The organism is Dactylosporangium fulvum, assembly GCF_025137375.1.
GTDB lineage: Bacteria > Actinomycetota > Actinomycetes > Mycobacteriales > Micromonosporaceae > Dactylosporangium > Dactylosporangium fulvum.
On sequence record NZ_CP073720.1, the window covers coordinates 6,051,499 to 6,076,977 of the forward strand.

General features: G+C 73.1%; 23 protein-coding genes and 1 riboswitch. Of the genes, 10 read left to right on the forward strand and 13 right to left on the reverse strand.

All coding sequences use genetic code 11. From position 1 onward, the window contains the following. Positions 1 to 7: 7 nt before the first annotated feature. Positions 8 to 478, reverse strand: a complete 471-nt coding sequence (locus Dfulv_RS28390; protein ID WP_259856591.1) for a YfbM family protein — start codon at positions 476 to 478, stop codon at positions 8 to 10. A 1,334-nt stretch (positions 479 to 1,812) separates the two neighbouring features. Between Dfulv_RS28390 and Dfulv_RS28395 the strand changes: the two genes are divergently transcribed. Beyond that, entirely contained in the window at positions 1,813 to 2,919 is a 1,107-nt protein-coding gene (locus Dfulv_RS28395; protein WP_259856592.1) for a hypothetical protein, read from the forward strand. 10 nt (positions 2,920 to 2,929) lie between these two features. Here Dfulv_RS28395 and Dfulv_RS28400 read toward each other — a convergent pair whose 3' ends face one another. Continuing rightward, positions 2,930 to 3,505: a GNAT family N-acetyltransferase gene (locus Dfulv_RS28400; RefSeq protein WP_259856593.1), complete on the reverse strand. Its 576-nt coding sequence runs from the start codon at positions 3,503 to 3,505 to the stop codon at positions 2,930 to 2,932. 8 nt (positions 3,506 to 3,513) lie between these two features. Next, positions 3,514 to 3,628, reverse strand: a riboswitch (SAM riboswitch). A 46-nt stretch (positions 3,629 to 3,674) separates the two neighbouring features. Between Dfulv_RS28400 and Dfulv_RS28405 the strand changes: the two genes are divergently transcribed. After that, positions 3,675 to 4,649, forward strand: a complete 975-nt coding sequence (locus Dfulv_RS28405; protein ID WP_259868243.1) for an ankyrin repeat domain-containing protein — start codon at positions 3,675 to 3,677, stop codon at positions 4,647 to 4,649. Between the two features lie 126 nt (positions 4,650 to 4,775). Further along, a complete protein-coding gene (locus tag Dfulv_RS28410) occupies positions 4,776 to 6,278 on the forward strand; it encodes an IMP dehydrogenase (RefSeq protein ID WP_259856594.1) in 1,503 nt (500 codons plus the stop codon). Here the strand turns inward: Dfulv_RS28410 and Dfulv_RS28415 are convergent. The 9 genes from Dfulv_RS28415 to Dfulv_RS28455 all read right to left on the reverse strand — a co-directional run bounded on the left by Dfulv_RS28415 (position 6,272) and on the right by Dfulv_RS28455 (position 13,411). Next, entirely contained in the window at positions 6,272 to 6,697 is a 426-nt protein-coding gene (locus Dfulv_RS28415; RefSeq protein ID WP_259856595.1) for a VOC family protein, read from the reverse strand. The genes Dfulv_RS28410 and Dfulv_RS28415 overlap by 7 nt on opposite strands. A 210-nt stretch (positions 6,698 to 6,907) precedes the next feature. Next, positions 6,908 to 7,210: a GlsB/YeaQ/YmgE family stress response membrane protein gene (locus Dfulv_RS28420; RefSeq protein ID WP_259856596.1), complete on the reverse strand. Its 303-nt coding sequence runs from the start codon at positions 7,208 to 7,210 to the stop codon at positions 6,908 to 6,910. A 24-nt stretch (positions 7,211 to 7,234) separates the two neighbouring features. After that, positions 7,235 to 8,332: a VWA domain-containing protein gene (locus tag Dfulv_RS28425; RefSeq protein WP_259856597.1), complete on the reverse strand. Its 1,098-nt coding sequence runs from the start codon at positions 8,330 to 8,332 to the stop codon at positions 7,235 to 7,237. Further along, complete coding sequence (locus Dfulv_RS28430; RefSeq protein WP_259856599.1) at positions 8,332 to 9,303, reverse strand: VWA domain-containing protein; 972 nt, start codon at positions 9,301 to 9,303, stop codon at positions 8,332 to 8,334. The genes Dfulv_RS28425 and Dfulv_RS28430 overlap by 1 nt, the downstream gene beginning before the upstream one ends. A gap of 79 nt (positions 9,304 to 9,382) precedes the next feature. After that, positions 9,383 to 10,345, reverse strand: a complete 963-nt coding sequence (locus Dfulv_RS28435) for a DUF58 domain-containing protein (protein WP_259856600.1) — start codon at positions 10,343 to 10,345, stop codon at positions 9,383 to 9,385. Positions 10,346 to 10,348: 3 nt separating this feature from the next. Then, positions 10,349 to 11,341, reverse strand: a complete 993-nt coding sequence (locus Dfulv_RS28440) for an AAA family ATPase (RefSeq protein ID WP_259856601.1) — start codon at positions 11,339 to 11,341, stop codon at positions 10,349 to 10,351. 23 nt (positions 11,342 to 11,364) lie between these two features. Further along, complete coding sequence (locus Dfulv_RS28445) at positions 11,365 to 12,231, reverse strand: S1C family serine protease (protein ID WP_259856602.1); 867 nt, start codon at positions 12,229 to 12,231, stop codon at positions 11,365 to 11,367. A gap of 128 nt (positions 12,232 to 12,359) precedes the next feature. Then, the gene (locus Dfulv_RS28450) at positions 12,360 to 13,031 is read right to left on the reverse strand and encodes a DUF1048 domain-containing protein (protein ID WP_259856603.1); all 672 of its coding nucleotides are present in this window, start codon (positions 13,029 to 13,031) and stop codon (positions 12,360 to 12,362) included. 2 nt (positions 13,032 to 13,033) lie between these two features. Continuing rightward, positions 13,034 to 13,411, reverse strand: a complete 378-nt coding sequence (locus tag Dfulv_RS28455; protein ID WP_259856604.1) for a PadR family transcriptional regulator — start codon at positions 13,409 to 13,411, stop codon at positions 13,034 to 13,036. Between the two features lie 251 nt (positions 13,412 to 13,662). On the opposite strand from Dfulv_RS28455, the gene Dfulv_RS28460 reads away from it, so the two are divergent. Continuing rightward, positions 13,663 to 19,140, forward strand: a complete 5,478-nt coding sequence (locus tag Dfulv_RS28460; protein ID WP_259856605.1) for an ATP-binding protein — start codon at positions 13,663 to 13,665, stop codon at positions 19,138 to 19,140. A 47-nt stretch (positions 19,141 to 19,187) separates the two neighbouring features. Here the strand turns inward: Dfulv_RS28460 and Dfulv_RS28465 are convergent, their stop codons facing one another. Next, a complete protein-coding gene (locus Dfulv_RS28465) occupies positions 19,188 to 19,490 on the reverse strand; it encodes a cation diffusion facilitator family transporter (RefSeq protein WP_259856606.1) in 303 nt (100 codons plus the stop codon). 162 nt (positions 19,491 to 19,652) lie between these two features. On the opposite strand from Dfulv_RS28465, the gene Dfulv_RS28470 reads away from it, so the two are divergent. The 6 genes from Dfulv_RS28470 (at position 19,653) to Dfulv_RS28495 (ending at position 24,890) form a co-directional block, all read left to right on the forward strand. Next, entirely contained in the window at positions 19,653 to 19,859 is a 207-nt protein-coding gene (locus tag Dfulv_RS28470; RefSeq protein ID WP_259856607.1) for a hypothetical protein, read from the forward strand. Positions 19,860 to 19,986: 127 nt separating this feature from the next. Further along, entirely contained in the window at positions 19,987 to 20,580 is a 594-nt protein-coding gene (locus tag Dfulv_RS28475; protein WP_259856609.1) for a PadR family transcriptional regulator, read from the forward strand. After that, on the forward strand, positions 20,577 to 21,296 hold the full coding sequence (locus Dfulv_RS28480) for an ABC transporter ATP-binding protein (protein ID WP_259856611.1): 720 nt from the start codon (positions 20,577 to 20,579) through the stop codon (positions 21,294 to 21,296). The genes Dfulv_RS28475 and Dfulv_RS28480 overlap by 4 nt, the downstream gene beginning before the upstream one ends. Then, complete coding sequence (locus Dfulv_RS28485; RefSeq protein WP_259856613.1) at positions 21,293 to 23,782, forward strand: FtsX-like permease family protein; 2,490 nt, start codon at positions 21,293 to 21,295, stop codon at positions 23,780 to 23,782. The genes Dfulv_RS28480 and Dfulv_RS28485 overlap by 4 nt, the downstream gene beginning before the upstream one ends. Before the next feature lie 29 nt (positions 23,783 to 23,811). Beyond that, entirely contained in the window at positions 23,812 to 24,471 is a 660-nt protein-coding gene (locus Dfulv_RS28490; protein ID WP_259856615.1) for a YdcF family protein, read from the forward strand. 29 nt (positions 24,472 to 24,500) lie between these two features. Then, positions 24,501 to 24,890: a VOC family protein gene (locus Dfulv_RS28495; protein ID WP_259856617.1), complete on the forward strand. Its 390-nt coding sequence runs from the start codon at positions 24,501 to 24,503 to the stop codon at positions 24,888 to 24,890. Here the strand turns inward: Dfulv_RS28495 and Dfulv_RS28500 are convergent. Continuing rightward, positions 24,887 to 25,465 carry a TetR/AcrR family transcriptional regulator gene (locus tag Dfulv_RS28500; RefSeq protein ID WP_259856620.1) on the reverse strand — a complete coding sequence of 193 codons (579 nt, stop codon included), beginning with the start codon at positions 25,463 to 25,465 and terminating at the stop codon, positions 24,887 to 24,889. The genes Dfulv_RS28495 and Dfulv_RS28500 overlap by 4 nt on opposite strands. Positions 25,466 to 25,479 lie beyond the last annotated feature (14 nt).

A 25,479-nucleotide genomic window follows, 5' to 3' on the forward strand; every position in this document is an offset into this window, starting at 1 on the left:
CGGGCCTTCAGGACATCCAGAGCACGATGCTGTCGCCGGCCGCGGCGGCGGCGCGGAAGAACGTGACCAGGTGCGCGTAGGCGCCCGAGAGGTAGTCCTGCGCCCACTCCTCGTCCCAGATCCCGGGGTAGACGCGGGCCGCCGCGAACTCGGCCGGATCGTAGCCCTCGACGAGCCGCTCGAACGGCGTCCCGCCGAGGAACCGGGCCGCCGAACCCACCTCGTCCCGGGTGAGCAGCCGCGGTGATTCGTAGCCCCACTCGTCGTCCGTCAAGGCCGTCCCGCCGCTGATGACGTCCACCGGCGGGTCGAGCTTCTTCAGCAGGTGCTCGAGGCCGGCCCACGCCTTGTCGGTGTCCATCTGGCGCGCCAGATCGCTCACGAAGTCGTGCGCGTCGTCGGGCGCCTCGGCGAGCAGGCGCTGGAGTTCCGCGAGTTCGGACGGACGCAGCCGGGCGTACTGCATGATCATGCTCATGCCCGGGGAGCCTAACGGCCGGCGTCGGAGGTGACCGCTCCTGACGCAGCGCCGGCGACTTCCGGCCCTGTCCGTGGCCCAGGTGCACTTTGGTCGTTCGGCCGCCCCGATGTCGCCGGCCCGCTGCGTGCCGGTCAGGTCGTGCCGCCGCGCCGCTCGCTCGTTGGGGTGCGCTCGTTGGGTGCGCTCGCTCGGCGCGCTCGTTGGGTGCGCTCGTTGGGGTGCGCTCGTTGGGTGCGCTCGTTGGTCGTTGGGGTGCGCTCGTTGGGTGTGCTCACTCGGTGCGCTCGTTGAGGTGCGCTCGTTGAGGTGCGCTCGTTGGTCGTTGGGGTGTGTTCGTTGGGTGCGCTCGTTGGGTGCGTTCGTTGGGTGCGCTCACTCGGTGCGCTCACTCGGCGCGCTCACTCGGCGCGCTCGTTGGGGTGCGCTCGCTCGGCGCGCCGGCTCGCCGGCCCCTCCGTTGCGCCGGTCGCATACGCCGACCCGTGGCGATGCTCGGGACATTTCAGACATCTTGGTGCATCGACAGTCGGCGATGAGGACCGATTTTCATGATCCCGAAGACTTTATGCTGCCCGGACGGCACAAAGTCTTCGGGATCATGCCGAGCGGGCCGATCAAACATCGCCAATTGTCGATGGCGTCCCGCCATTCGGTCACACTGCCCGCCGAGCGGCGTTGACGTGCCTCGTGACGACGGGCCGCCACGCTCACGGCACGGAGGGTGCTTCATGACACTTCCTCGCGTCGTTGCCACGGCTTGGCACCACGCGCCACCAGCCACTGCCGCCGGTCATCGCTTCCCAAGCAGCGCCAACTGCGCCGCCTGGGCGTTGGCCACCAGGTCGCGGACGCGGCGCACGTCCGGGATGTGCCACAGCACCGGCGAGTCACCCCGCTCACCGGCCTGAGGGTGGCGACGTCCGGCTCATCGCCGGGGCGTGCAACTCCGGGACGACCTCAGCCGCGCCTGGAACGAGGGCTGAGCCCGGCTCCTCGTCGCGGTGCCACCTGAACGACCGCTCGCCGCGGGATGTCCACCCGCCCGGGACAAGGCTGAGCCCGGCTCCTCGTCGCGGTGCCACCTGAACGACCGCTCGCCGCGGGATGTCCACCCGCCCGGGACAAGGCTGAGCCCGGCTCCTCGTCGCGGTGCCACCTGAACGACCGCTCGCCGCGGGATGTCCACCCGCCCGGGACAAGGCTGAGCCCGGCTCCTGGTCGCGGTGCCGCCTGGAACGGCCACGCCGACCGGCTCGCCGCGGGATGTCCACCCGCCCGGGACGGTAGGGTCGGCCCGTTCCGAATGACGAGCGGGCGGAGGGGGCTCTGCGGTGGACCGGACGACGAGCTACACCGACAGTTGGTACCGGCAGCCGAGCCCGGTGCCGTCCGGCGACCGGCCCGCACCGACGTCCCGGGAGTGGGCGGTGATCGCGGCCGCGTGGCTGCTCGCCGTCTGGGCGCGGGACGGTGCCCCGGGCCGGCGGACGGAGGTTGTCGTCGGTGCCGGCCCCAAGCGCTCCGATCAGCAGTGGCCGGAACCGCCGCCGGCGGCGGAGATCGCCCGCCTCGGCGGCTTCCCGGAGTCCGGGCCCGGCCGGCCCGTCGCGGCGAACGTGCTCACCAGCCTGGTCCAGGCCGCCCCCGGCCGGCCGTACGAGCCGACCCGGCCGGCCGACGAGGCGACCGCCGAGGTGCTCGCCCTGCTGAGGGAACGGATCCCGGTGACCGGTCCGCGCGGCGGGTCGCTGCTCGCGCACCTCGCCGACCAGCTCGTCGGGCAGCACTCGGACCTGCTGCGGGTCTCCACCGGCGACGACGACCTGCACCTGCTCCGGCGCGATACCTTCGGCGAGACGCTGCGGCTGACGGTGGCGACCGCGCCCGCCGTCGAGCCGCCGCCGGTGATCGAGGCCGACGGCGCGGACGCCGCGCTGCGCACGCACCTGGCGTGTCTCATGACGTTGCTGAGCGGGCTGCTCTGGGTGAACAACAACAACCCGGTGACGTTCCGCGCCTGGATCGGCCCGCGTGGCGACGGCGACCCGCTCGCCGTGGCCGCGGACTGGTGGCGGCGTACCCGCGAGGAGGAGCCCGAGGAGGTGCCGGAGTTCCGTACCGTCTCGGTCGACGAGCTGCGCCGCGGCATGGAGCACATCGTGAGCGGCTCCCTGCTCGACCTGATCGACGAGGACTGGGAGGGCGAGTGGCTGGAGGTCCCGGACGACCACATCGCCGGCCACCTGCACCGTGACCTGCTCGACGTCCTGCTCGCCCGGATGACCGGCCCCGACGGCCCGCCGCTGATCGCCTACGCCGGATGGCTGCCCCTGAACGGGCCGGACGACGAACCCGCCGCCGAGGACGACTTCAACGGTACGGTCGTGTTCGTCAACGCCACCGAGGCCGCCGTCCTGGACATCGACCTGACCTGCTGAGTCGCGGCCGTCACCCGGACGTCCCGCCGGCCGGGCGGCTCACCGGCGCGGCGTCGGCCCAGGCCATGCGGAGCTTGCGGGGAGTGCCGACGAGGCGGGCCGGGTCGGCACCGGGCGGTGCCACCGTCGCCGTCTCCACACACGTCGCCCCGGAGGCGCGGTAGAACCCTTGCGCGGCGGTGTTCTGCTCCAGCACCCAGAGATACATCGCCGCGCCGGCGGCCCGCTCGGTGACGGCCCGGGCGGCGCGCGCCAGGAGCTGGGTGCCGAGGCCGGTGCGGCGCTGGTCGTCGATGACGTGCAGGTTGTCCACCAGGCTGCCCCACCGCGCGTCGTTGTCGAACACGACGTGGACGAAGCCCACCAGCCGGTCACCGTGCTCGGCGACGACGGTCCCGGTGCCGGCCGGCGCGGCCAGCCGTGCCAGCCAGACCGCACGGCGGTCGGCCTCGACATCCCCGTCGAGGAACGCGTCGGCGTAGGCGCCCCGGTAGAACCGGCGCCAGCTGTCGGCGTGCAGCGCCGCGATCTGTTCGGCGTCACGGGCATCGGCGGCGCGAAATCGTCGTGTGCTTATGCGGGGCACCTCTCCGGGGCCGCGGCTCGCCCGGCATCCGCATGCCGGGCCTGGTCTGCACCCGGAGCAACCCGCCGGCGAACGGAGGGTCGCCGGCCAGCGGGCCGGGGCTTCGCGCTGGCACTCGTGATCTACGGGAGCGACGGTACCACCGCCACCGCGATATCGTCGGCCGGTGATGGCCGAGAACCCCGACTGGTCGCGGATGGGCTGGCGGTCCTGGTCGGACCTCGCCGAGGTCCGTGCGCGGCTGGCCGCCGGGGCCGACCCCGACACGGACAGCCGGGGCCGCCGGCCGCTGCATCACGCGGCCGAGTGGGGATCCGCCGAGGTGGTGGCCGAGCTGGCGCGCCTCGTCGACGACGTCGACGCCGAGCAGGACGGCCGCACCGCGCTGTGGGTCGCCGTCCAGGCCGGCAAGCCCGACAACGCCCGGGTGCTCGCCGCGGCCGGCGCCGACCCGTGGCGGCCGATGATGGCCGGCTGGTCACCAGGAAGGTTGAGCCTTGCCGGCACGGTCCCCGGCATCTTCCCCCTCCCGTCCGGCATCGAGCCGTTGTCGCCGGCGGAGGAGGCCATGGTCGCCGAGGCCCGCAGGCTCGTCGGCGCGCTGGGAACCTTCCAGACGGAAGGCATGAGCTTCACGTGTGTACGGGATGTCGCCGCGCCCGAAGCCGTGCGGCGCCTGTCGGCCACGGTCGTCGAGCACGACGATCCGGAGCGGATGGCCCGGGAGTTCTGGTTCGACTCGCTGAGCGAGGACGCGCTGCTGACCGTCGGCGTCACCGACGTGCCGGGCGGCTGTGTCGTCAGCCAGCCGTGGGCGTACGGCGCGTCGACCCCCGTGGTCGCCCGGCTGCTGTCGGCCGGCACGGTGACCTACGCGATGTACGCCAACCCCAAGAGCGGCGACCAGGGCAGCATCTACCGTGACGGGGTCGTCGAGGGGTGGGACCTGCATCCCGGCGGCGGCTGGTCCGCCGCGGAGGACTCCGCGGCGGAGATCCTGCGCCGGTACCTGTATCAGTACAAGGCCGTCGCCCACTGCTGCGCCTACGCCGGCCTGCGACCGGTGGACGCCCGCGCCTTCACGGGCCCGCCGGACCGCTGGGTCCGCCTGCCGGTCCGGGACTACTACGCGCGCAACGCCTGAACGCGGCGCGCCAGAGGACCAGCCGGCCGTCTACCACCCTGCGACCCTGAGGGAGCCGGGGCGTGCTGGTAACGTTGCAACGCATTCCGGCTGAGTCGCAACGGCGGAGTGTCCGAGGAGCAGCGCGTGGCAGTCATCCTCCCCGAAGTTTCCCGCACCCTGAACGAATACCTGCTCGTGCCCAACCTCACCACCGAGGACTGCGCACCCGACGCCGTCGACCTGTCCGCACCGCTCGTGCGTCACCCGATCGGGCAACCGTCGCCGCTGCGCATCGCGACCCCGCTCGTCAGCGCGATCATGCAGGCCGTCTCCTCGCCCCGGCTCGCGATCGCCCTGGCCCAGACCGGCGGGCTGGGCTTCGCCCACCAGAACCAGCCCATCGCCGCGCAGGCGCGGATGGTCAGCGCCGTCAAGCGGCACAAGGCCGGCTTCCGCCACTCCGACATCAACACCAAGCCCACCGCGACCCTCGGTGAGGTGAGCCGGCTGCTGCAGGCCGCCGAACGGGACATCGCGGTCGTCACGGACGACGGCTCCCCCACCGGCCTGTTCGTCGGGCTGATCGGCTCCAGGGACTTCCACCCGCAGCGTCACGACCTCAACGACACCGTCGCGTCGCGGATGCGGCCCGCCGACACCCTCGTCACCGCCCCGCCGACGATCTCACTGTCCGACGCCAACACCCTCATCTGGGACCAGCGCCTCGACCTGCTGCCGATCGTCACCGCCGACGGGCACCTCGCCTCGATCGTGCTGCGCCGCGACTACGAACTGCACAAGCAGTTCCGCAACGAGACCATCGACGCCGAGAAGCGCTTCCGCATCGGCGCCGGGATCAACACCCGCGACTTCCGTGACCGGATCCCCGCCCTCGTCGAGGCCGGCGCGGACGTGCTGTGCATCGACTCGTCGGACGGCTATTCCGTCTGGCAGCAGCGCACCCTGCGCTACGCCGTCGAGGAGCTGGGCGGGGTCGTCCCGGTCGGCGCCGGCAACGTGGTCGACGGCCGCGCGTTCCGCTACCTCGCCGACGCCGGCGCCGCCTTCGTCAAGGTCGGCATCGGCGGCGGTTCCATCTGCATCACCCGTGACCAGAAGGGGATCGGCCGCGGCCAGGCCTCCGCCCTCATCGACGTCGCCGCCGAGCGCGACCGCTACGCCGAGGAGACCGGCGTCTACGTGCCGATCTGCTGCGACGGCGGGCTCCTCGCCGACTATCACATGGCCGTCGCCTTCGCGCTCGGCGCCGACTTCATCATGCTCGGCCGATACTTCGCCCGCTTCGACGAAAGCCCGTCGAACCTCGTCAAACTCGACGGGCAGCTGTTCAAGGAGTACTGGGGCGAGGGCTCCCAGCGGGCCCGCAACGTCGCTCGCTACGACCAGGGTGAGACCGAGCTGCCGTTCGAGGAAGGCGTCGACGGTTACGTGCCCTACGCCGGCAGCCTCTACCCCAACGTCGCCCGGACGGTCGCGAAACTCCGCGCCACCATGGTCAGCTGCGGCGCGACCACCCTGCCGGACTTCCACCGCGACGCCGTCCTCGTCCAGGTGTCACAGCAGAGTTACCTGCAGAACGGCGCCGAGGTCCGGCTCCGCAGCGGCTCCAGCAGCACCGGTCAGTGACGGATCGGCCCCGGGACCGGCTCAGCGACGAGCTCGACCTCGAAGCCGTCCGGGTCCTCGAGGTAGGCCGCGTAGTGGCCGGGGCCGCCCGCATACGGGTGGCGGTCGGCGAACAGCAGGCGCCAGCCGTGCTGCGCCGCCTCCGCGACGAGCGCGTCGAGCCGGTCGCGGCCGGCGACGTGGAACGCCAGGTGGTTCAGCCCCGCCCGGCGCCGCTCGTGGGCGCCTTCCCGCAGGTCGGGTGACTGCTCGACGACGACGTAGGTGTGGCCGAGGCGCCAGCTGCGCCCGGCCGGCCAGTCCTGGAACAGGGTGTAGCCGAGCGCCGGCAACAGCCAGCCCCAGCCGGCCACGGCCCGCGTGAGATCGGGGACCCAGAGCTCGACGTGGTGCAGCGTCCCGGTGCCTGGCGGGTTCATGCCGCCCATCCTCCCGCTGCCCAGGGGTGCGGTTTTCCGCACCCCTGGGCGGGTGCTTCCCCGCCCGCCGGGCCGGCGCCGCTGCGGACGGAGGCGATCACGTTCGCCGGCCCGCGCGGGTGCGTTGCAGGGTGCCTGGGCCGCCGCGGCACTCAACGCGGCGGCACCCCCGGCCGGTTCGGCGCCGATCCGGCGTGACCGGCGCGGCCGTCAATCGTCGTCATCGGTCGAGAACGCCTTCGCCAGCAGCGCGGCGACGGCGACGCCCACGACGGCGATGCCGACCTGCACGCCGAGGACCATCCAGTCGTAGCTGTGGCCGCGCACCACCAGGAAGTGGTCGCTGTGGATGTCCCAGCGGTCGGCGGCCCAGGTGCCGGCGACGGCGGCGCCCATGCCGATGAGCACCGTGAGGATGATGCCGATCTGCTGCCGGCCCGGCAGCAGGATGCGGGCGATCACGCCGATGACCGCGCCGAACACGATGGCCGCGAGGTAGTCCTCCACCTGCATGGGGTCACCCTTCTCCGAATGTGATCAACCTGCATTGTGGCGGGGCGGTGCAAGCCGGTTCCACCACTGCGACAACCCGAAGGCCACCAGCACGAGCAGCGCCCCGGCGAACGCGAACCACACGGTGATCTCGGTGTCTTTGCGCTGCAGGGTCATCTCGCTGGGCAGGTCACGCAGCACGTCGCCGAGGGCCTTGGCGTCCTCGGCCTTGAAGTACTCGCCGCCGGTCATCTCGGCGACCCGGGTCAGCGTCGCCTCGTCCATCTGCTGGAACCGTCCCCGGCCGCCGAACCCACCGCCGGGGCCGCCGAACCCGCCGGGACCGCGGAACGTGTCACCGCTGATCTGCTCGCTGGTGCAGACCATCGGTGCGGGCTGCTCGGTGCCGAAACCGATGGTGTAGACCCGCAGGCGCCGGGCGACGGCGGCCTCGGCGGCGGTGATCGGGCTGACGCCGTCGGTGTTGCGCCCGTCGGTGAGCACGACGATGGTGTCCGGCTCGAACTGGTCGGACGCCCCGGAACCGCCGCCGGCCGCGGCACCGTTGTCGGGGATCTCGACGCCGGTCGGCGGCACGTCGGGGTTGATCTCGGCGATCGCGTCGATCGAGGCCAGGATGGCCAGGCCGATGGCGGTGCCGCGGGAGGTCCGCAGCCCGTCGATCGCGGTGATCAGCCGCTCCTCGTCGGTCGTCGGCGGGACCAGCAGTCCGGCGATGCCGGAGAAGGTGACCAGGCCGATCTTGGCGCCGCCGTCGTGGTCCCGGATGAACCGGCGGGCGGCCTCCTGCGCCGCGGTCAGCCGGTTCGGCGGCACGTCGGTGGAGCACATCGAGCCGGACACGTCGATCGCGAGCAGGATCGTGGCGGCGTCGTCGGGCACGAGCACGGAGGCCTGCGGGCGGGCGGCGGCGGTGCCGGCGAAGACCAGCCCGACCGCGAAGAGCCAGATCGGGATGCGCCGCCGCAACGACGAGCGCCCGGGCAGGGCCGCCCGGATGAGGGCGACGCTGGAGAGCCGGACCGCGACCCGGCGGCGACGGCGGCGGGCCCACCAGCGGTAGGCCAGCAGCAGCGGGAACGCCAGCAGCGCGGTCAGTGCCCACGGCCAGGTGAGTGACATCAGAGGATCCGTCCGTACCAGGTGGTCATCAGCACTCCCCCGATGGTGAGCAGCAGCACCGCGATCGCGGCGGCGGCTCCGGTCAGCTCGACCGGCTTGCGCTGCGTGGTGAGCCGCAGGTCGAGCGACTGGTAGATGTCGCGCAGGGCCTCCGCGTTCTCCGCCCGGTGATAGGAGCCGGTCGTGGTCTTCGCGACCTCAGTCAGCAGTTCCTCGTTGAGTGCCGTCGCCACCCGGTATCCGTCGACCTCGACGGTGGTGCCCTCGACCGTGCCTACCCCGACGGTCTCGATGTGCACGCCCGCGGCCGCGGCCAGTTGTGCCGCGGCGACCGCGTCCGGGCCGCCGGTGTCCTCGCCGTCGGAGAGGAGCACGATCGTCGCGTTGCCCCAGTACCCGAGGTCGGCGGGCGGCTCCTCGGCGTCCGGGTCGGGCAGGCTGACCGGGTGGCCGACGATGACCGTGAGCGAGGCGAGGATGGCCTGGCCCAGCGAGGTGCCGCCGTTGATCTGCAGCCGTTTGATCGCGGCCACGGTCGCGGCGTGGTCGTCGGAGGGCTCCTGGGTGGTCAGCGCGCCCTCGTCGAAGGCGACGACGCCGACGCTGACGCTGTCCGGCTGCGCCTCGGTGAAGTCGATCGCGGCGGCCTGCGCGGCGGCGAGCCTGGTCGGCGCGACGTCGGTGGCGGCCATGCTGTTGGACACGTCGAAGGCGAGGATGACGGTGCCGGCCGAGCGCGCGACCGGCAGGGTCGCCTCGGGCCGGGCGACGGACAGCAGCAGCAGCGTGAGTGCGGCGAGGAACAGCACCGGCGGCAGATGCCGGCGCAACCCGTCCCGGCGGCCGGCGGTGTTCAGCCCGGCGCCGGCGAACACGCGGGCCCGCTGGCGCTGCAGCCACCAGTACCCTGCCGCGAGCGCCAGCGCGACGACAACGGCGAGGCCGAGCACCACCGGATACTGAACGGTCATCCGTCCTCCGCTTCGCTCCGGCCGCCTGACTTGAATCTGAGCCCATGATGAGCGGCCCCTCCGCTGCGCTCCGAACCGCTCATGCGTCCTCCGCTTCGCTCCGGCCACCTGACTCGACCCTGAGCCCACGATGAGCGGCCCCTCCGCTGCGCTTCGACCGGCGCACCATGGCGACGAGCGCCTCGAGCGGGTCCTGGTCGGTGCCGATCCGGTGCGCCGTCACCCCGGCCCGGCGCATCGCCCCGGAGACGGCGGCCTCGCGGGCGTCGACCTCGGCCCGGAGCCGCTGCCGGAACAGCGGTTCGCTGGTGTCGACGAGCACCTGCTCGCCGGTCTCGGCGTCCTCGACGACAACGAGCCCGAGGTCCGGCAGCTCCAGCTCCATCGGGTCGACGACCCGGACGGCGACGACCTCGTGCCGGACGGTGAGCCGGGTCAGCGAGGACTCCCAGCCGACGTCCTCGCCCATGAAGTCGGAGATGACGAAGACGAGGCCGCGGCGGCGGGCGGTGGCGGCCGCGAGCCGCAGCATCCCGTCGACGTCGGTGGTGGTGCCGGGCCCTCCCCGCTGTGCCGCGGCGAGCCCGGCGGTCCGGGTGATCTCGTGGGCGAGCTGCAGGACGTGGGTGCGGCCGGTCCGGGCCGGGACGACCCGCTGGATCCGGTTGTCGAAGAGGACGGCGCCGACCCGGTTGCCGCCGCGGGTGAACAGCCGGGCCAGGCAGACGGCCAGCTCGGTGAGCACGGAGTCCTTGCCCCGCTCGGCACCGCCGAAGCGCATGGAGGCCGACAGGTCGAGCACCAGCCAGACGGTGATCTCGCGGTCCTCGGTGTACTGCCGCACGAACGGCTCGTCGAGCCGGGCCGTCACGTTCCAGTCGATGTGCCGGACGTCGTCCTCGGGCGTGTACTCACGCAGGTCGGCGAAGTCGATCCCGGCGCCGCGGAAGACGGTGCGGTACGACCCCTGGAGCCGCCCGTCGAGACGGCGCAGGACCTGCCATTCCAGGCGCCGCAGCAGGCGGTCGGGCGCGCTCGCCACGGCTCAGCGTGTCCCGGTCGGGACCGGCGCCGGCACCGCCGCCAGCACCTGGGTCAGCAGCATGTCGGCGGTGACCTCGTCGGAGAGCGCCTCGTAGGACAGCACCAGCCGGTGCCGCAGCACGTCGTGGGCGAGCTCGGCGAGATCGGGTGCGATGACGTAGTCGCGGCCCCGCAGGAAGGCGAGCGCGCGGCCGGCGAGGACGAGGTTGATCGAGGCGCGGGGACTCGCGCCGAAGCTGACGTATCTGGCGAGGTCGCCGAGGCCGACCTCGGCGGGGTTGCGGGTCGCGTTGGCCAGGCGGACCGAGTATTCGATCAGCGACGGGTCCACGTAGACCTGCTCGACCTGCGCCTGCATCCGGATGAGCCGCTCGGGGTCGACGATGGCCTGGGTGACCGGCGCCGGGGCGATGGCCCGCTCGACGATCACGAACTCCTCGGTGGGGCTGGGATAGCCGACGAGGACCTTCATCATGAAGCGGTCCACCTGGGCCTCGGGCAGCGGATACGTCCCCTCGGACTCGATCGGGTTCTGCGTCGCCATCACGAGGAACGGCCGGGGGATGTGGTGGGTCTCCCGGCCGATGGTCACCTGCTGCTCCTGCATGGTCTCCAGCAACGCGCTCTGGACCTTCGCCGGGGCCCGGTTGATCTCGTCGGCGAGGAGCAGGTTGGTGAACACCGGCCCGAGGGAGACCTGGAACTCGCCGCTGGCCTGGTGGTAGACCCGGGTGCCGACGATGTCGGCCGGGACCAGGTCGGGCGTGAACTGCACGCGGTGGAACTGCCCGCCGATCGCGGCCGCGAGCGCCTTGACGGCCAGGGTCTTGGCCAGGCCCGGCACGCCTTCGACGAGGATGTGCCCGCGGGACAGCAGGGCCACCATGAGCCGCTCGAGCAGTGCGTCCTGTCCCACGATGGTCTTCTTGACCTCGTACAGCACCTGCTCGACGGCGCTCGTCGGAGCCGGGTGGCCGTTGCCGGATACGTCCATGCGATCGTCCTTACGGGTCGTCGTCACTGCTGAGGTGCTTCGTCACCGCCGCCCGCGGCGAGGGCCGCGCCGATGGGGACGGCGAAGCCGACACCGACGAAGGTGCCGGCGGAGGTCGGGTTGAGCAGCGCCACGACGATGCCGATCGTCTCGCCCTTGGCGTTGACCAGCGGCCCGCCGGAGCTGCCGGGGTTGACCGCGGCGTCGAACTGGATCAGCCCGCTCAGCTCACTGCCGTCCTCGTTGCGGGCGGCGCGGTGCAGCCCGGACACGACGCCCATCGTCATGGTGCTGGTCAGGCCGAGCTGGTTGCCGATCGCAAGCACGGGATTGCCGACGGCGAGCCGGTCGGAGTTGCCGAGGACGGCCGGGACCAGCACCTCGGGCAGATCGGCGGGGGCGAGCGCGGCGATGTCGACGGCCGGGTCCTGGGCGACGACCTCGGCCGTTGCCTTCGTGCCGTCCGCGAAGATCACGCGGAGGCTGCCGGCGCCCTGCACGACGTGGAACGCGGTCAGGATGACCCCTGTGGCGCTGGCGACCACCCCGGTGCCCAGACCGACGGTCGCGTCACCCTCGAGGGCCTGGATCGTGACGACCGACGGCGCGACGGCCGTGTAGATCTGGGCGGGCGTCGGTGGCCCGGACGCGCTGGGTGACGCCGACGGCGACGGCCGGGTGGCGACGTCGGAGCCGCTCGATCCCATGCGGAACGCGACGACGGCGGTGAGGACGACCAGCGCCACCACCGCACCGACCACCACGGCGCGCCGCCGCCGCGGGGCGGCCGGCGACGGCGGACCCTCCTCGACCACCGGATCGGGAGCGGTCACGGCCGACCGGCCCGGTGGCTGAGGGATGCCAGTGTCGGCTTCCCCGGCTGGGCGCATGGCCTCAACATAACCACGCTTCCTGGGAGTTTGGTCAAGAGCGGAAGGCCAGGTTGATCAACTCCACGTACACCGGGTCGGGCCATACGGTTCAACGGGGCGGCGCACGCCTCCAGGGTCGGCAGGCGTCACACGGCGGCGGGCGCCCGGCGGCCGTCGTGGCCGCGCAGGGACCACTTCCTGGCCAGGGCGACCGCACCCGCCACCGCCGCGACAACCAGGCCCGCCTCGACCGCCACGATCAGCGGGGCCGTGCTGTAACCGGTGGACCGGGCGAACCCCATGACGACCGGGGTGACGACCACGCCGGCCAGGGGCACCAGCACGAGCATGGCGTTCGCCGTCCGGCGGACGCCGGGCAGGTCCCGCAGCCGCATCCGCACGGCGACGACCGCGCCGCCGGCCGCGAGGCCTGCCGCGGTGCCGTAGTACAGCAACACCGCCAGCAGGATCGGCACCCGGAACCCGCGCGGCAGGTCGACCAGTCGCACCATGAGCGGATAGATGAGCATGAGCACGACCGCGCCGGCGCACCCGCCGAGCACCGCGCCGGTCAGGGCGGTGCGGATCACGCGGCCGTACCCGTGCGGCACGCGCCGCACTCCCGCCTCGTCCGCCAGCCGCCGGGCGAAGCCGCGCAGGTCGTCGCCGATGAGCTGCCGGGGCGTGACGCCGTCGGCGGCCGCCGACTCCAGGTCGAGGCGCAGGTCGGCGGCGAGCGCCGCCCGGTCCGAGCGGCGGACGCCGCAGGCGCGCCACTCATGGTCGGCGATCGTGACGGCGTCGTCGATGGTGTCCACGGTCAGCTCCTCGCGGTGTCGGATGCGGCGTCAGGGGTGGTGCCGGTCAGGACGGCGTTGACGGTGTCGGTGAACTGGGTCCACTGCTGCTGCCAGGCGTGCAGCCGGGCACGGCCAGCCCCGGTGAGCGCATAGACCTTGCGGGGCGGTCCAGTGGGGCTGGCCTGCAGCTCGTCGGCGACGAGGCCCAGTCGGCGCATGCGGGTCAGCAGCGGATAGACGGTGCCGTAACCGACACCGTCGAAGCCGGCCGCCTCGACCCGGCGGACCAGCTCGTAGCCGTGCGCCGCCTCTTTGGCGAGCAGCGCGAGCAGGCACATGTCGAGGGCGCCGCGCAGCAGCTGCGTCTGTCGATCACCGTCAGTGGAACCCGCTATCATGCGACACATAATAGCGGACCTATTAGGTGTCGCCTAGTAGGGCGTGCGGCCCGAGCTCGCCGCCGCGACGCGGGCCACGGCAGGCATGTCGACATGTCGGAAATCGGTGGCATCCACAATTTCACCCGCCTCGGGTGAGCGGTCCTACGGTTTCGCTACCGGCCGGTAGCAGCGAAGGTTGTGGACGGTGACCCCTGGCCCGCGGGAGTCCCGGTTTTTTATCGTGACCCAACCTTTGAGAGGCTTACTCGGTGTTCAGCCGCATCGCCATCGTCAACCGGGGAGAAGCCGCCATGCGGCTGATCCATGCCGTCCGCGAGTTCAACGCCGAGGCCGGGGCCGCGCCGATCGAGACCATCGCCCTCTACACCGACGCCGAGCGCACCGCCACCTTCGTCCGCGAAGCCGACGACAGCTACTGCCTCGGGCCCGCATCGGCCCGCCCGTACCTGGACCACGTCGTCCTCGAGCGCGCGCTGGTCGAGACGCGTGCGGACGCGGCGTGGGTGGGCTGGGGCTTCGTCGCCGAGGATCCGGCCTTCGCCGAGCTCTGCGAGAAGATCGATGTCACGTTCATCGGCCCGAGCGCCGACGCGATGCGCAAGCTCGGCGACAAGATCGGCGCGAAGCTGATCGCCGAGGAGGTCGGCGTCCCGGTGGCGCCGTGGAGCCGCGGCGCGGTGGAGAGCCTCGACGCGGCCAAGCGCGCGGCGGCCGAGATCGGCTACCCGCTGATGCTCAAGGCGACCGCGGGCGGTGGCGGCCGGGGCATCCGGGTCGTCCGCAGCGACGACGAGCTCGCCGACGCCTACGAGCGCACGAGCCTGGAGGCCGCGCGCGCGTTCGGCAGCGGCGTGGTGTTCCTGGAGCGCCTCGTCACCGGCGCGCGGCACGTCGAGGTGCAGGTGATCGCCGACGGTCAGGGCACCGCGTGGGCGCTGGGTGTCCGGGACTGCTCGGTGCAGCGGCGCAACCAGAAGGTCATCGAGGAGTCCTCCTCCCCCGTGCTCGCCCCCGAGCAGGCCCGCGAGCTGAAGTCGGCGGCCGAGCGGCTCGCGCTGGCCGTGGACTACCGCGGCGCGGGCACCGTCGAGTTCCTCTACCACCCCGGCGAGCAGTTGTTCGCCTTCCTCGAGGTCAACACCCGGCTGCAGGTCGAGCACCCGATCACCGAGGCCACCACCGACTTCGACCTGGTCAAGGCGCAGATCCACGTGGCCGCCGGCGGCCGGCTCGGCGAGCGGATCCCGGCCGAGGCCGGACATGCCGTCGAGGCCAGGCTCAACGCCGAGGACCCCGACCGCGACTTCGCGCCGTCGCCCGGCCGGATCGTCCGGCTGGCGCTGCCCAGCGGGCCCGGCATCCGGGTCGACACCGGGGTCAGCGAGGGCGACGTGATCCCGGCCGACTTCGACTCGATGATCGCCAAGATCATCGCCTACGGCCGCACCCGCGACGAGGCGCTCGGCCGGCTGCGCCGCGCGGTCGCCGAGACCACGGTGATCATCGAGGGCGGCGCCACCAACAAGAGCTTCCTGCTCGACCTGCTCGACCAGCCCGAGGTGATCGACGCGAGCGCGGACACCGGCTGGATCGACCGGGTCCGCGCGCAGGGCCGCCTGGTGTCCACCAAACACTCCGGCATCGCGCTGGCCGCGGCCGCGATCGAGGGCTACGAGGACGAGGCGCTCGTCGAACAGCAGCGGCTGCTGTCCACCGCGCACGGCGGTCGCCCGCAGGTCCAGCACAAGAGCGGCCGGCCGATCGACCTCAAGCTCCGCGGGGCGAGCTACCGGGTGACCGTCGCGCAGACCGGGCCGCACCGGTTCCGCGTCGGCATCGGGGACTCCTCCACCGTGGACGCCGAGCTCGAACGGTTCGACGAGCACACCGGCCGGATCCTGGTCAACGGCCGGCGTTTCCGGCTGGTCACCGACACGCACGGACCCACGCACCTCGTCGAGGTGGACGGCATCACGCACCGCGTCAGCCGTGACGAGGGCGGTGTGCTGCGCTCCCCCGCGCCCGCGCTGGTCGTCGCGACCCCGCTCGCGGTGGGGGACGAGGTCGAGGCGGGCGCGCCCGTGCTCGTCCTGGAGAGCATGAAGATGGAGACCGTGCTGCGCGCGCCGTTCAAGGCGAAGGTGCGGGAATGCCTGATCTCCGTCGGCAGCCAGGTGGAGACCGGCGCGCCGCTGCTGCGCCTGGAACCGATCAGTGACGAGGCCGCGGGCGGCGCCGGGCCGGCCGCTGCCGAAACCGCGACCGTCGACCTGGAGCTGCCGCCCGAGCCGACCGGCCTGTCCGCCGAGGCCCGGGTCGCGCGCGGCATCGCCGACCTGCGCAGCCTGCTGCTCGGCTACGACCTCGACCCCCGCGACGAGCGCCGGGCGCTGTCCAGCTACCTGGCCGCGCGGGCCCAGCTCAGCCACCGCCCGCTCGAGGAGGAGGTCGAGCTGCTGCGGGTGTTCGCCGACCTGTCGGAGCTCAGCCGCAACCGGCCGGCCGGTGAGGAGGCCCGGGCCGACACCCGGGTCCACAGCCCGCGCGAGTACTTCCACACCTACCTGCAGAGCCTCGACGTCGAGCGGGCCGGGCTGTCGGACACCTTCCGCAGCCGGCTCGCCCGGGTGCTCGCCCACTACGGCGTCCACGACGTCGAGCGCACGCCCGCGCTGGAAGAGGCGGTGTTCCGGATCTTCCTCGCGCAGCAGCGGGCTTCGGCCGACGTCTCGGTGGTCGTCGCCTTCCTGCAGCAGTGGCTGACCGAGCCGCTGCCCGCCGACGAGCTGCGCGAGCTGGTCGGCCAGGCGCTGGAACACCTGATCTTCGCCACCCAGCTCCGGTTCCCGGCGGTCGGTGACCTGGCCCGCAGCGTCGTGTTCCGCTGGGCCGCCCAGCCGATGCTGCGCCGCAAGCGCGCCGAGGTCTACGCGGGCGTCCGCGGCCACCTCCGTCACCTCGACGAGAACCCCGACGCGCCCGACCGCGCCGAGCGGATCGCGAAGATGGTCGCCTCGCCCGAGCCCCTGGTCCGGCTGCTCGGCCAGCGCATCGGCAAGCCGGGCGTCGACCACGGCCCGTTGCTCGAGGTGCTCAGCCGCCGCTACTACGGCAACCGCGGCGCGATCGACGCGCAAGTCGTCGAGGTCGCGGGGCATTCGTTCTTCACCGCGGAGTACGACCGCGACGGCGAGCGCTTCCGGCTGATCGCGGCGGCCACGGACTTCGGCGAGCTGCCCGCGATCCTGGAGAAGGTCGCCGGGCTGTCCAACTCGAACTCCGTCGCCGACGTGTACCTGACCTGGGCCGACGAGTCCGACGTGGACGTGATGGCCACGACCCTGCGGGAGATCCTCGAGCGCGCCGGGCTGCTGGACGTGCTCCAGCGGGTGACGATGTCGGTGGCCGGGCACAACGGCACGGCGATGCACCACCACTTCACCTTCCGTCCGGGCCTGGGTGAGGACCGGGTCATCCGCGGGCTGCACCCGCTGATCGCCCGGCGCCTGCAACTGCCGCGGCTGCGGAACTTCGACCTGACCCGGCTGCCGTCCGCGGACGAGGAGGTCTACGTCTTCCACTGCGTCGCCCCGGACAACCCGGCCGACGAGCGGCTGGCGGCGATGGCCCAGGTCCGCGACCTGACCCCGCTGCGCGACGTCGACGGCCGGATCCTCGCGCTGCCCGCGGTCGAGGGCGCGCTGGACGCGTGTCTCGACGCGATCCGCAAGGTCCAGGCGCAGCGAGCCACGAGGAAGCGGTTCGACACCAACCGGATCACGATCTACGTCTGGCCGCCGAGCGAGCTGACCATCGAGGAGCTGAACACCGTCGCGCAGCGCCTGCTGCCGCTCACCGCCGGCGCGGGCCTGGAGGAGGTCCTGTTCCTCGGCCGCCAGCGTGACGCGGCCACCGGCGAGCTGGCCGACATCGCGGTCAAGGTCTCCTACGACGCCGGCATGCAGGTGTCGGTCGCGGAGCCGACGGCCGAGCCGATCCAGCCGCTCGACGACTACCGGCAGAAGGTGCTCTCGGCGCGGCGGCGCGGCACGACGTACCCGTACGAGCTGACCGAGATGCTGGCCGGCCCCCTCGGCAGCTTCACCGAGTACGACCTGGACGACACCGGCGAGCTGGCCCCGGTCGAGCGGCCGAAGGGACAGAACAAGGCGGGCATCGTCGCCGGTGTGATCAGCACGCCGACCGAGCGGTACCCCGAAGGCGTCACACGGGTGGTGCTGCTCGGCGACCCGACCAAGGCGCTGGGTGCGCTGTCCGAGCCGGAGTGCGCTCGGGTGATCGCCGCGCTCGACCTGGCCGAGCGGATGCACGTGCCGGTCGACTGGTTCGCGCTGTCGGCGGGTGCGCGGATCTCGATGGACTCGGGCACCGAGAACATGGACTGGGTCGCCGCCGCGCTCAAGCGGATCGTCGAGTTCACCCAGCACGGCGGCGAGATCAACATCGTCGTCGCCGGGATCACCGTGGGCGCCCAGCCGTACTGGAACGCCGAGGCCACGATGCTCATGCACACCAAGGGCATCCTGGTGATGACCCCGGACTCGGCGATGGTGCTCACCGGCAAGCAGTCGCTGGACTTCTCCGGCGGGGTGTCGGCCGAGGACAACTTCGGCATCGGCGGCTACGACCGGGTGATGGGCCCCAACGGCCAGGCCCAGTACTGGGCGCCGGACCTGCAGGCCGCGCGCAACCTGCTGATGACGTACTACGACCACACGTACATCGCGCCCGGCGAGACCCACCCGCGCCGGGCGGTCACGTCCGACCCGGTCGACCGTGACGTCTCCGGCTACCCGCATGCGGTGCCGGACAGCGACTTCACGACCGTCGGCCAGATCTTCTCCCGGGAGAGCAACCCCGACCGCAAGAAGGCGTTCGACATCCGCACGCTGATGCGGGCCCTGGCCGACCAGGATCACGTGGTCCTGGAGCGCTGGGCGGGCATGGCCGACGCCGAGACCGCGGTCGTGCAGGACGTGCACCTCGGCGGCATCCCGGTGTGCCTGCTCGGCATCGAGTCCCGGTCGGTGCCGCGGCGCGGGTTCCCGCCCACCGACGGCCCGGACACCTACACCGCGGGCACCCTGTTCCCGCGCTCGTCCAAGAAGGCCGCGCGGGCGATCAACGCGGCCAGCGGGAACCGGCCGCTGGTCGTGCTGGCGAACCTGTCCGGGTTCGACGGCTCGCCGGAGTCGATGCGGCGGTTGCAGCTGGAGTACGGTGCGGAGATCGGCCGGGCGATCGTGAACTTCAAGGGCACGATCGTGTTCTGCGTGATCTCGCGGTACCACGGCGGTGCGTTCGTGGTGTTCTCCAAGGCGCTCAACCCGAACATGACCGTGCTCGCCGTGGAGGGCTCGTTCGCGTCCGTCATCGGCGGGGCACCCGCGGCGGCCGTGGTGTTCGCCGGCGACGTCAACGCGCGCACGGCGAAGGATCCGCGGGTGTCCGAACTGGAGGCGCGCGTCGCCGCGGCGACCGGCGCGGAGCGGGCGGCGCTCGTCGCGCGGCTCATCGACGTCCGAGCCACGGTCCGGGCGGAGAAGCTGGGGGAGGTGGCCGCCGAGTTCGACGGCGTGCACAGCATCCAGCGCGCGGTCGAGGTCGGCTCCGTGGACGCCATCATCCGGCCCGAGGAGCTGCGCCCGCAGATCATCGCGGCCGTCGAGCGCGGTCTCGGCGGCGGGTCGGACCAGGAAGCGTAGGGCCTGCGGGACGCAGGAGGGCGAACCCGCCCTCCTGCGTCCACGGGTCACGCCGGCCCGGCCGCCACCGCGTGCGGCGGGCCGATGACGAACGTGCCGATGCCGTCGAACACCGCGTTGCCGGTCAGCGCGGTCAGCCCGACGCCGATCAGGGCCGTGACCAGACCGGTGACCGCACCGGCGTCCTCGAGCAGGATCGTCGGCAGCTCGGGCGCCTTCGCGTGCCGGATGAACTGCCACCAGGACCGCTTGCCCCGCGTGAGGTTGGCCGAGCGCACCGCGGTGCGCAGCGCGTATCCCTCCAGGCCGATCACGATCACCACCGCCCTGGTACTGCCGTCCGCCGCCACTGTGCCGCGCTCCTTTGTCGCATCTGTCCGATGTTGCCTGATCAACGATCGCGCAATATCGCCGGCGAAACCCGACCGGGTGGCACCCCTGCCCGCCATGTTTTCGACACCCGGCGCGGGGAATGACAGCGCCCGACACCCGGATTTGATCAAGGAGCATTTGTGTACACAGTTCGCGCCGGCAGCGTTCTCGCCGACACCGCAGCCGAGGTACTCAGCCGACATCAGCCCGGCCCGGACGGGATCTGCCCGGCGTGCGGGCGCGTCGCGCCGTGCCCCACGGGCACCTATGCGAGCACCGTCACAGCGGCCGTCGAGCCGCTGCCCAAGGACCCCAACCTCGACGGCTGGCCGGCGTCTGCCGCCTGACGTCCCGGGCAGGGGCCCACAGCTCCCGGCCGAGTCCCCGCCGCAGGCTGACGACGGGTATTGACGGCGGCCGCACAGGTGCACATACTACTTACTCGGTAACTACTTACTGAGTAAGGTCATCAACATGAGCGTGAAGTTCGCCCTGCTGGCGCTGTTCGCCGACGGGCCCAGGTACGGCTACCAGCTGCGCACCGAGTTCGAGGAGCGCACCGGCGGCACCTGGCCGATCAACGTCGGCCAGGTTTACACGACCCTGGAACGGCTGGAGCGTGACGGGCTGGTCGCCGCCGAGGGGACCAACGCCGAGGGGCGGGCCGTCTACGCCATCACCGAGGCGGGCCGGACGGCGCTGGACGGCTGGTTCAGCGCGCCGGTGACGGACACCGACCGGCCTCGCAGCGAGCTGGCCATCAAGCTGCTGATGGCAGCCACCACGCCGGGGATCGACGTCGCCGCGGTGGTGCAGCGGCAGCGCACGGAGTCGTTGCGGATGATGCGCGACTACACCACGCTGCGCCGTGACGCCGACGCCGCCGACGACGTGGCCGGCGTGCTGCTGCTCGACAGCGTGGTCTTCGCGCTGGAGGGCGAGGTGCGCTGGCTGGACCACGTCGAGGCGACGGTCCTGCGCCGCGGCGGACGTCTCGCCCCGCCGGCCCGGAGGCGCAAGGCGGCCAAGCCGGCGCCGCGGCGCGCGGCCGAGCGGAGCGGGCGATGACCGGGGCACCGGTGCTGAGCTTCGCCGGCGTAGGCCGCACCTACCGGTCCGGCGAACTGACCGTACAGGCGCTGGAGGAGCTGACCCTCGAGGTGGCCGCGGGCGAACTGGTCGCCGTGATGGGGCCGTCCGGCTCGGGCAAGTCCACCCTGCTCGCGATCGCCGGTGGCCTCGACTCCCCCACCACCGGCGAGGTCCGGGTCGAGGGCACCGCGCTGCGGGCGCTGTCGCCGGCGGCGCTGGCCCGGCTGCGGCGCGACCGGATCGGCTACGTCTTCCAGGACTTCAACCTGGTCTCCGGGCTGACCGCCGCCGAGAACGTGGCCCTGCCCCGGGAGCTGGCCGGCCGCCCGGCCCGGGCGGCGCGGGCCGAGGCGCTGGAAGCGCTGGCCGAGGTCGGGCTCGCCGCCGAGGCGGACCGGTTCCCGGACCAGCTCTCCGGCGGCCAGCAGCAACGGGTGGCGGTCGCCCGGGCGCTGATCGGGCAGCGCCGGCTGCTGCTCGCCGACGAGCCGACGGGGGCGCTCGACTCGGCGACCGGGCAGGCGGTCCTCGACCTGATCCGCGCACGGGTGGACCGGGGCGCGGCCGGGGTGCTCGTCACCCACGAGGCCCGGTTCGCCGGCTGGGCCGACCGAATCGTGTTCCTGCGTGACGGACGGCTGGTCGACTCGACCGGCGGGCGGGACCGGGCCGAGGAGCTGTTGGGCTCGTGAGCATCCGGGAATACGCGGGCTCGTGGCGGGTCGCGGTGCGCATGGCCCGGCGGGCGGCGCGGCGCGGCAAGGCGCGAACCGCGCTCATCGTGCTGATGCTGGCCCTGCCGGTGTACGCCGGGACGGTGCTCGCGCTGTCCTACGCCGGCACGTACACGTCGGCCGACGCCGAGGCGACCTGGCGGCTGGGCCAGGCCGACTACGAGATCACGGGCACAAAACCGGACGCCGCCCTCGCGACCCTGCCCGCCGGCAGCCGAACGGTACCGGTTACCTACGGCCGGACGGTGGTACGTGCGGGCGGCACGTACAGCCTGCGGGCCTACACGGCGGCCGACGTGGACGACGACCTGACACGGGGCATGTTCGCCGTCCGCGCCGGCCGGGCGCCACGCGGCCCGGGAGAGGTGGCCGTCTCGGGCAGGCTCGCCGCGGCACACGGGATCCGGCTCGGCGACCGGCTCGCCGTCGGCGTGCCGCTCACCGAGCGCACCGTGGTCGGCATCGTCGACGCCGCCCGCGAGCTGAGCATCCCGCTTGTGCTCACCCCGGCCGACCAGCCGCTCAGCGGGGACGCTCCGCACATCCTGGCGAAGCTGCCGCCGGGTGCGGGCTGGACGCCACCGGACCCGTCCGAGCACATGGTCTGTCAGCCCGCCGGAGACAACGGCGAAACGTGCGTCTCGGCGTTCAGCACGGCGTTCCGCGGGGACCTCCGCCCGGGCGCGGCGGAGCTCGCGACCCGCACGGCGGCCTTCGTGCTCGTCGTCGGGTTCGCCGGCACGCAGGTGGCCCTGCTCGCCGGCGCGGCGTTCGCGATCGGCGCCCGCCGCCGGCGCCGCGAACTGGCGATGGTGGCCGCGGCCGGCGCCGGCCGGACGCAGGTGGCCCGGATGGTGCTCGCCGACGGGTTGCTCCTCGGCGCGTTCGCCGGGGTCTGCGGCGTGGGGCTCGGCGCGCTGACGTACCTGGCCGGCCGCGACACGGTCGAACGGGTCGCCGACCATCCGTTGTCCGACGGAGCCGTACCGGTGGCCGCGCTGGCCGGGATCGCGCTGTTCGCGGTCGCCGTCGGGCTGCTCGCCGCGCTCGGCCCGGCGCGCGCCGCGGCCCGGCTCACCCCGCGGGCGGCGCTCGCCGGGCGGGAGACCGCGTCGCGGGCGAGCAACCTGCGCTGGCTGGTGGGCGGAATGCTGGCGGCGGCGGGTGGCGCGGCCGCCGCCGTGGTGGCCGCCGGGCCGACCGGCAGCATCGTCACGGTGGCGGCGGGCACGGTCACGATCCTGCTGGGCGTCACGGCGTTCGCACCGGTGCTGGTCACCGCCGCCGGCCGGCTCGCACGGCGGCTCCCCCTCGCCGTCCGGCTGGCGGCGCGGCACGCCGCCCGGCACCGGCTCCGCACCGCCGCCTCGGCCGCGGCCGTCTGCACGGCGGTGGCCGGCAGCATGGCCCTGATGCTCTACACCGCCGCGGACAGCACCGGCAGCATGATGCTGCAGCCCAACGCCCGCGACGGGCAGGTCCTGCTGCCCGCACAGGTCGCCGCGCGGCTGACCCCCGAGCGGCTGCACGAGATCGAGCGGGCGCTGCCCACCCGGGCCGCCGTGCCGCTCACGGTGGTCGCCGATCCCGCACGACAGGCGGACCAGCCGGAGCCGGACTACGGCAGGACCGGCGTGCCGGCGATCCCGTCCCAGGTCGTGGCGGTCGGCGGCGACGCGGTGATCCAAGCGGTCACCGGGGCGGAGGCACCGCCGGCGGCCCTGGCGGCGCTGCGCGACGGCGGCGCGGTCGTGTTCTACCCGTCGCTGATCACCGACGGAATGCTCACGATCGGCGAGGGCGTGCGGCTGCCGGCCACTCTGGTGCCGGCACCGGACTACTACACCGACCTGCCGGGTGTGGTGGTGTCCGGGGAGACCGCGGCCCGGCACGGCCTGGCGACCGGTCCCGGTGGCGTCGTCGTCGACGTCACGCGTGCGCCGACGGCGGCCGAGATCGCCGCCGTCAACTCCCTGGTGCTGGCCGCACAGGTGGAGACGGACCCGCCCGTCGCCGCACCGGCACCGGTCGTGATCGGCGCGAAGCCGGTCGTCGGCGGCCGCGACTACGGCGCCATGTACCTCGTCCTGGCCGCGATCAGCGCCGTCGTCACGCTCGCCGCGACCGCGGTCGCCGTCGGGCTGGCCACCTCGGAGATGCGCGACGACCTGGCGACCCTGGCCGCGGTGGGCGCCGAGCCGCGGCTGCGGCGGCGGATCGCGGCGGCCCAGGCCGGCCTGATCGTCAGCATCGGGGCGCTGCTCGGGGTGGCCGGCGGCATCGCACCCGCCGCGGGCATGGTGGCGTTCCGCAGGGATCTGGAGTGGCAGGTACCGTGGCTGCCGCTGGTCCTCACCATGCTCGTCACGCCGATGCTCGCGGTGGCTGCGACCGCGCTGCTGACCCGCCCGCGACTGGTCCTGGCCCGCCGGATGACAGCATGAGCGGTCCGGAGTGAAGCGGAGGACTTCGAGTGTCAGATCCCGTCGCGACCGTCCTGCTGGTCCCCAGCCGCGGCTCCGAGAACGACGGCAGCGGCTACCGGCTCTCCCCGGAGAGCGCCGCCCGCGTGGACGCCGCCGTCGGCCATGTCCTGGCCAACCGCGAGGTCTTCGCCGGCGCGGCGGCGAAGGGCCGCCCCGGCCGGATCGTCTTCAGCGGCGGATGGGCGGAGGCGGCTGCCGGCCAGGCCGCTCCCCCGCCCGGCAGCCGTGAGGCCGACCTGATGCTCCGGCGGGCGGCCGGCGCGGCCGTCGACGGCACGCCACTGGGTGACCGCGTCGAGCTGATCGCCGAGTCCGAGTCGCGCAGCACACTCGAAAACCTGCTGCTGACCCGCGGCGAGGGCCTGCTGGACGGCCACGAGTTCACCCCGGGCACGCCGCTCGGCCTGGTCTGCCACCGCCGCCACCTGCCCCGGGTGAGATTCCTGGCGAAAAAGGTGCTCGGACTGCCGGACCGCTGCCTGCAGCCGATCCTCGCACCGGGCTCGGACGCCCGCTCCAACCCGACGCCGGAGACGCTGTTGTTCCTGACGGCGCGGCTGTTGTTCCTCGGCACCTCCGACGAGGCGACCGTGCTGCGCCGCGAGCGCCGGCTGGTCCATCTGCTCGGCCGCGCCCCGAGGTCGTGAGAATGCCGCCGGGTGGGTAGGAAGACGGTATGCCGGTGCAGCTCAATCACACCATCGTCCACGCCAGCGATGGGCCGCGCACCGCCGCGTTCCTGGCCGACCTGCTCGGCCTGCCGCAGCCGGCCCGCTACGGCCCGTTCCTGGTCGTCCAGCTGGCCAACGGCGTCTCGCTCGACGTCCTCACCGACCCCGGCCCGATCGCCGGGCAGCACTACGCGTTTCTGGTCACCGAAGAGGAGTTCGACCAGATCCACGACCGGATCACCGAGCGCGGGCTGGACTACTGGGCGGATCCGTTCCACTCGGAGCCGGGCCGCATCAACCGCAACGACGGCGGGCGCGGCCTCTACTGGTCCGACCCCGACGGCCACAACCTCGAGATCATCACCCGCCCCTACGGCTCGGGGCGCGACGGTTAACCGGCGGGCGGAAGGATCCGCTCGACCATCTCGGTGACGAGCCGCTCGGGCGGGAACGACGCCAGGACGTCGGGCACCGTGAGGTCGTCGACCAGCAGTCCGGTCATCGCGAGATACAGCAGCACCACGGCGGTCCGGTCGCCGGGGAGTCCCGCGCCGAGGTGGAAGTCGATGCCCTCCTGGACGTTCGCGCTGAACACGTCGGTCAGCACGGCGCGCAGGTCGGGGCGACGGGTCGCCTCCAGGCGCAGCTCGAGCATGGCGAGATAGCCGCTGCGGTCGCGGCGCATGCGCTCGAGCAGCTCGTGCAGCAGCCGCGTCACGAGGTCGCGGCCGGGCGGCGCCTGCATCGTGACCGCCGTGGCCGCCTCGTCCGGGGTGAGGCGCTCGCGCGTGCGGTGTGCCGCCTGGTTGATCAGGTCGTCGCGGCTGGTGAAGTAGTTCGACGTGGTGCCGGTGGGCACCGCGGCCTCCGCGTCGACGGCCCGGAACGTCAGTCCGCGCGATCCGTCGCGGGCGAGGACCTCGATCGCGGCGTCGAGGAGTGCGGTGCGGCGGGCCGGGTTCTGGCGCATGGTTCCTCGCAGTC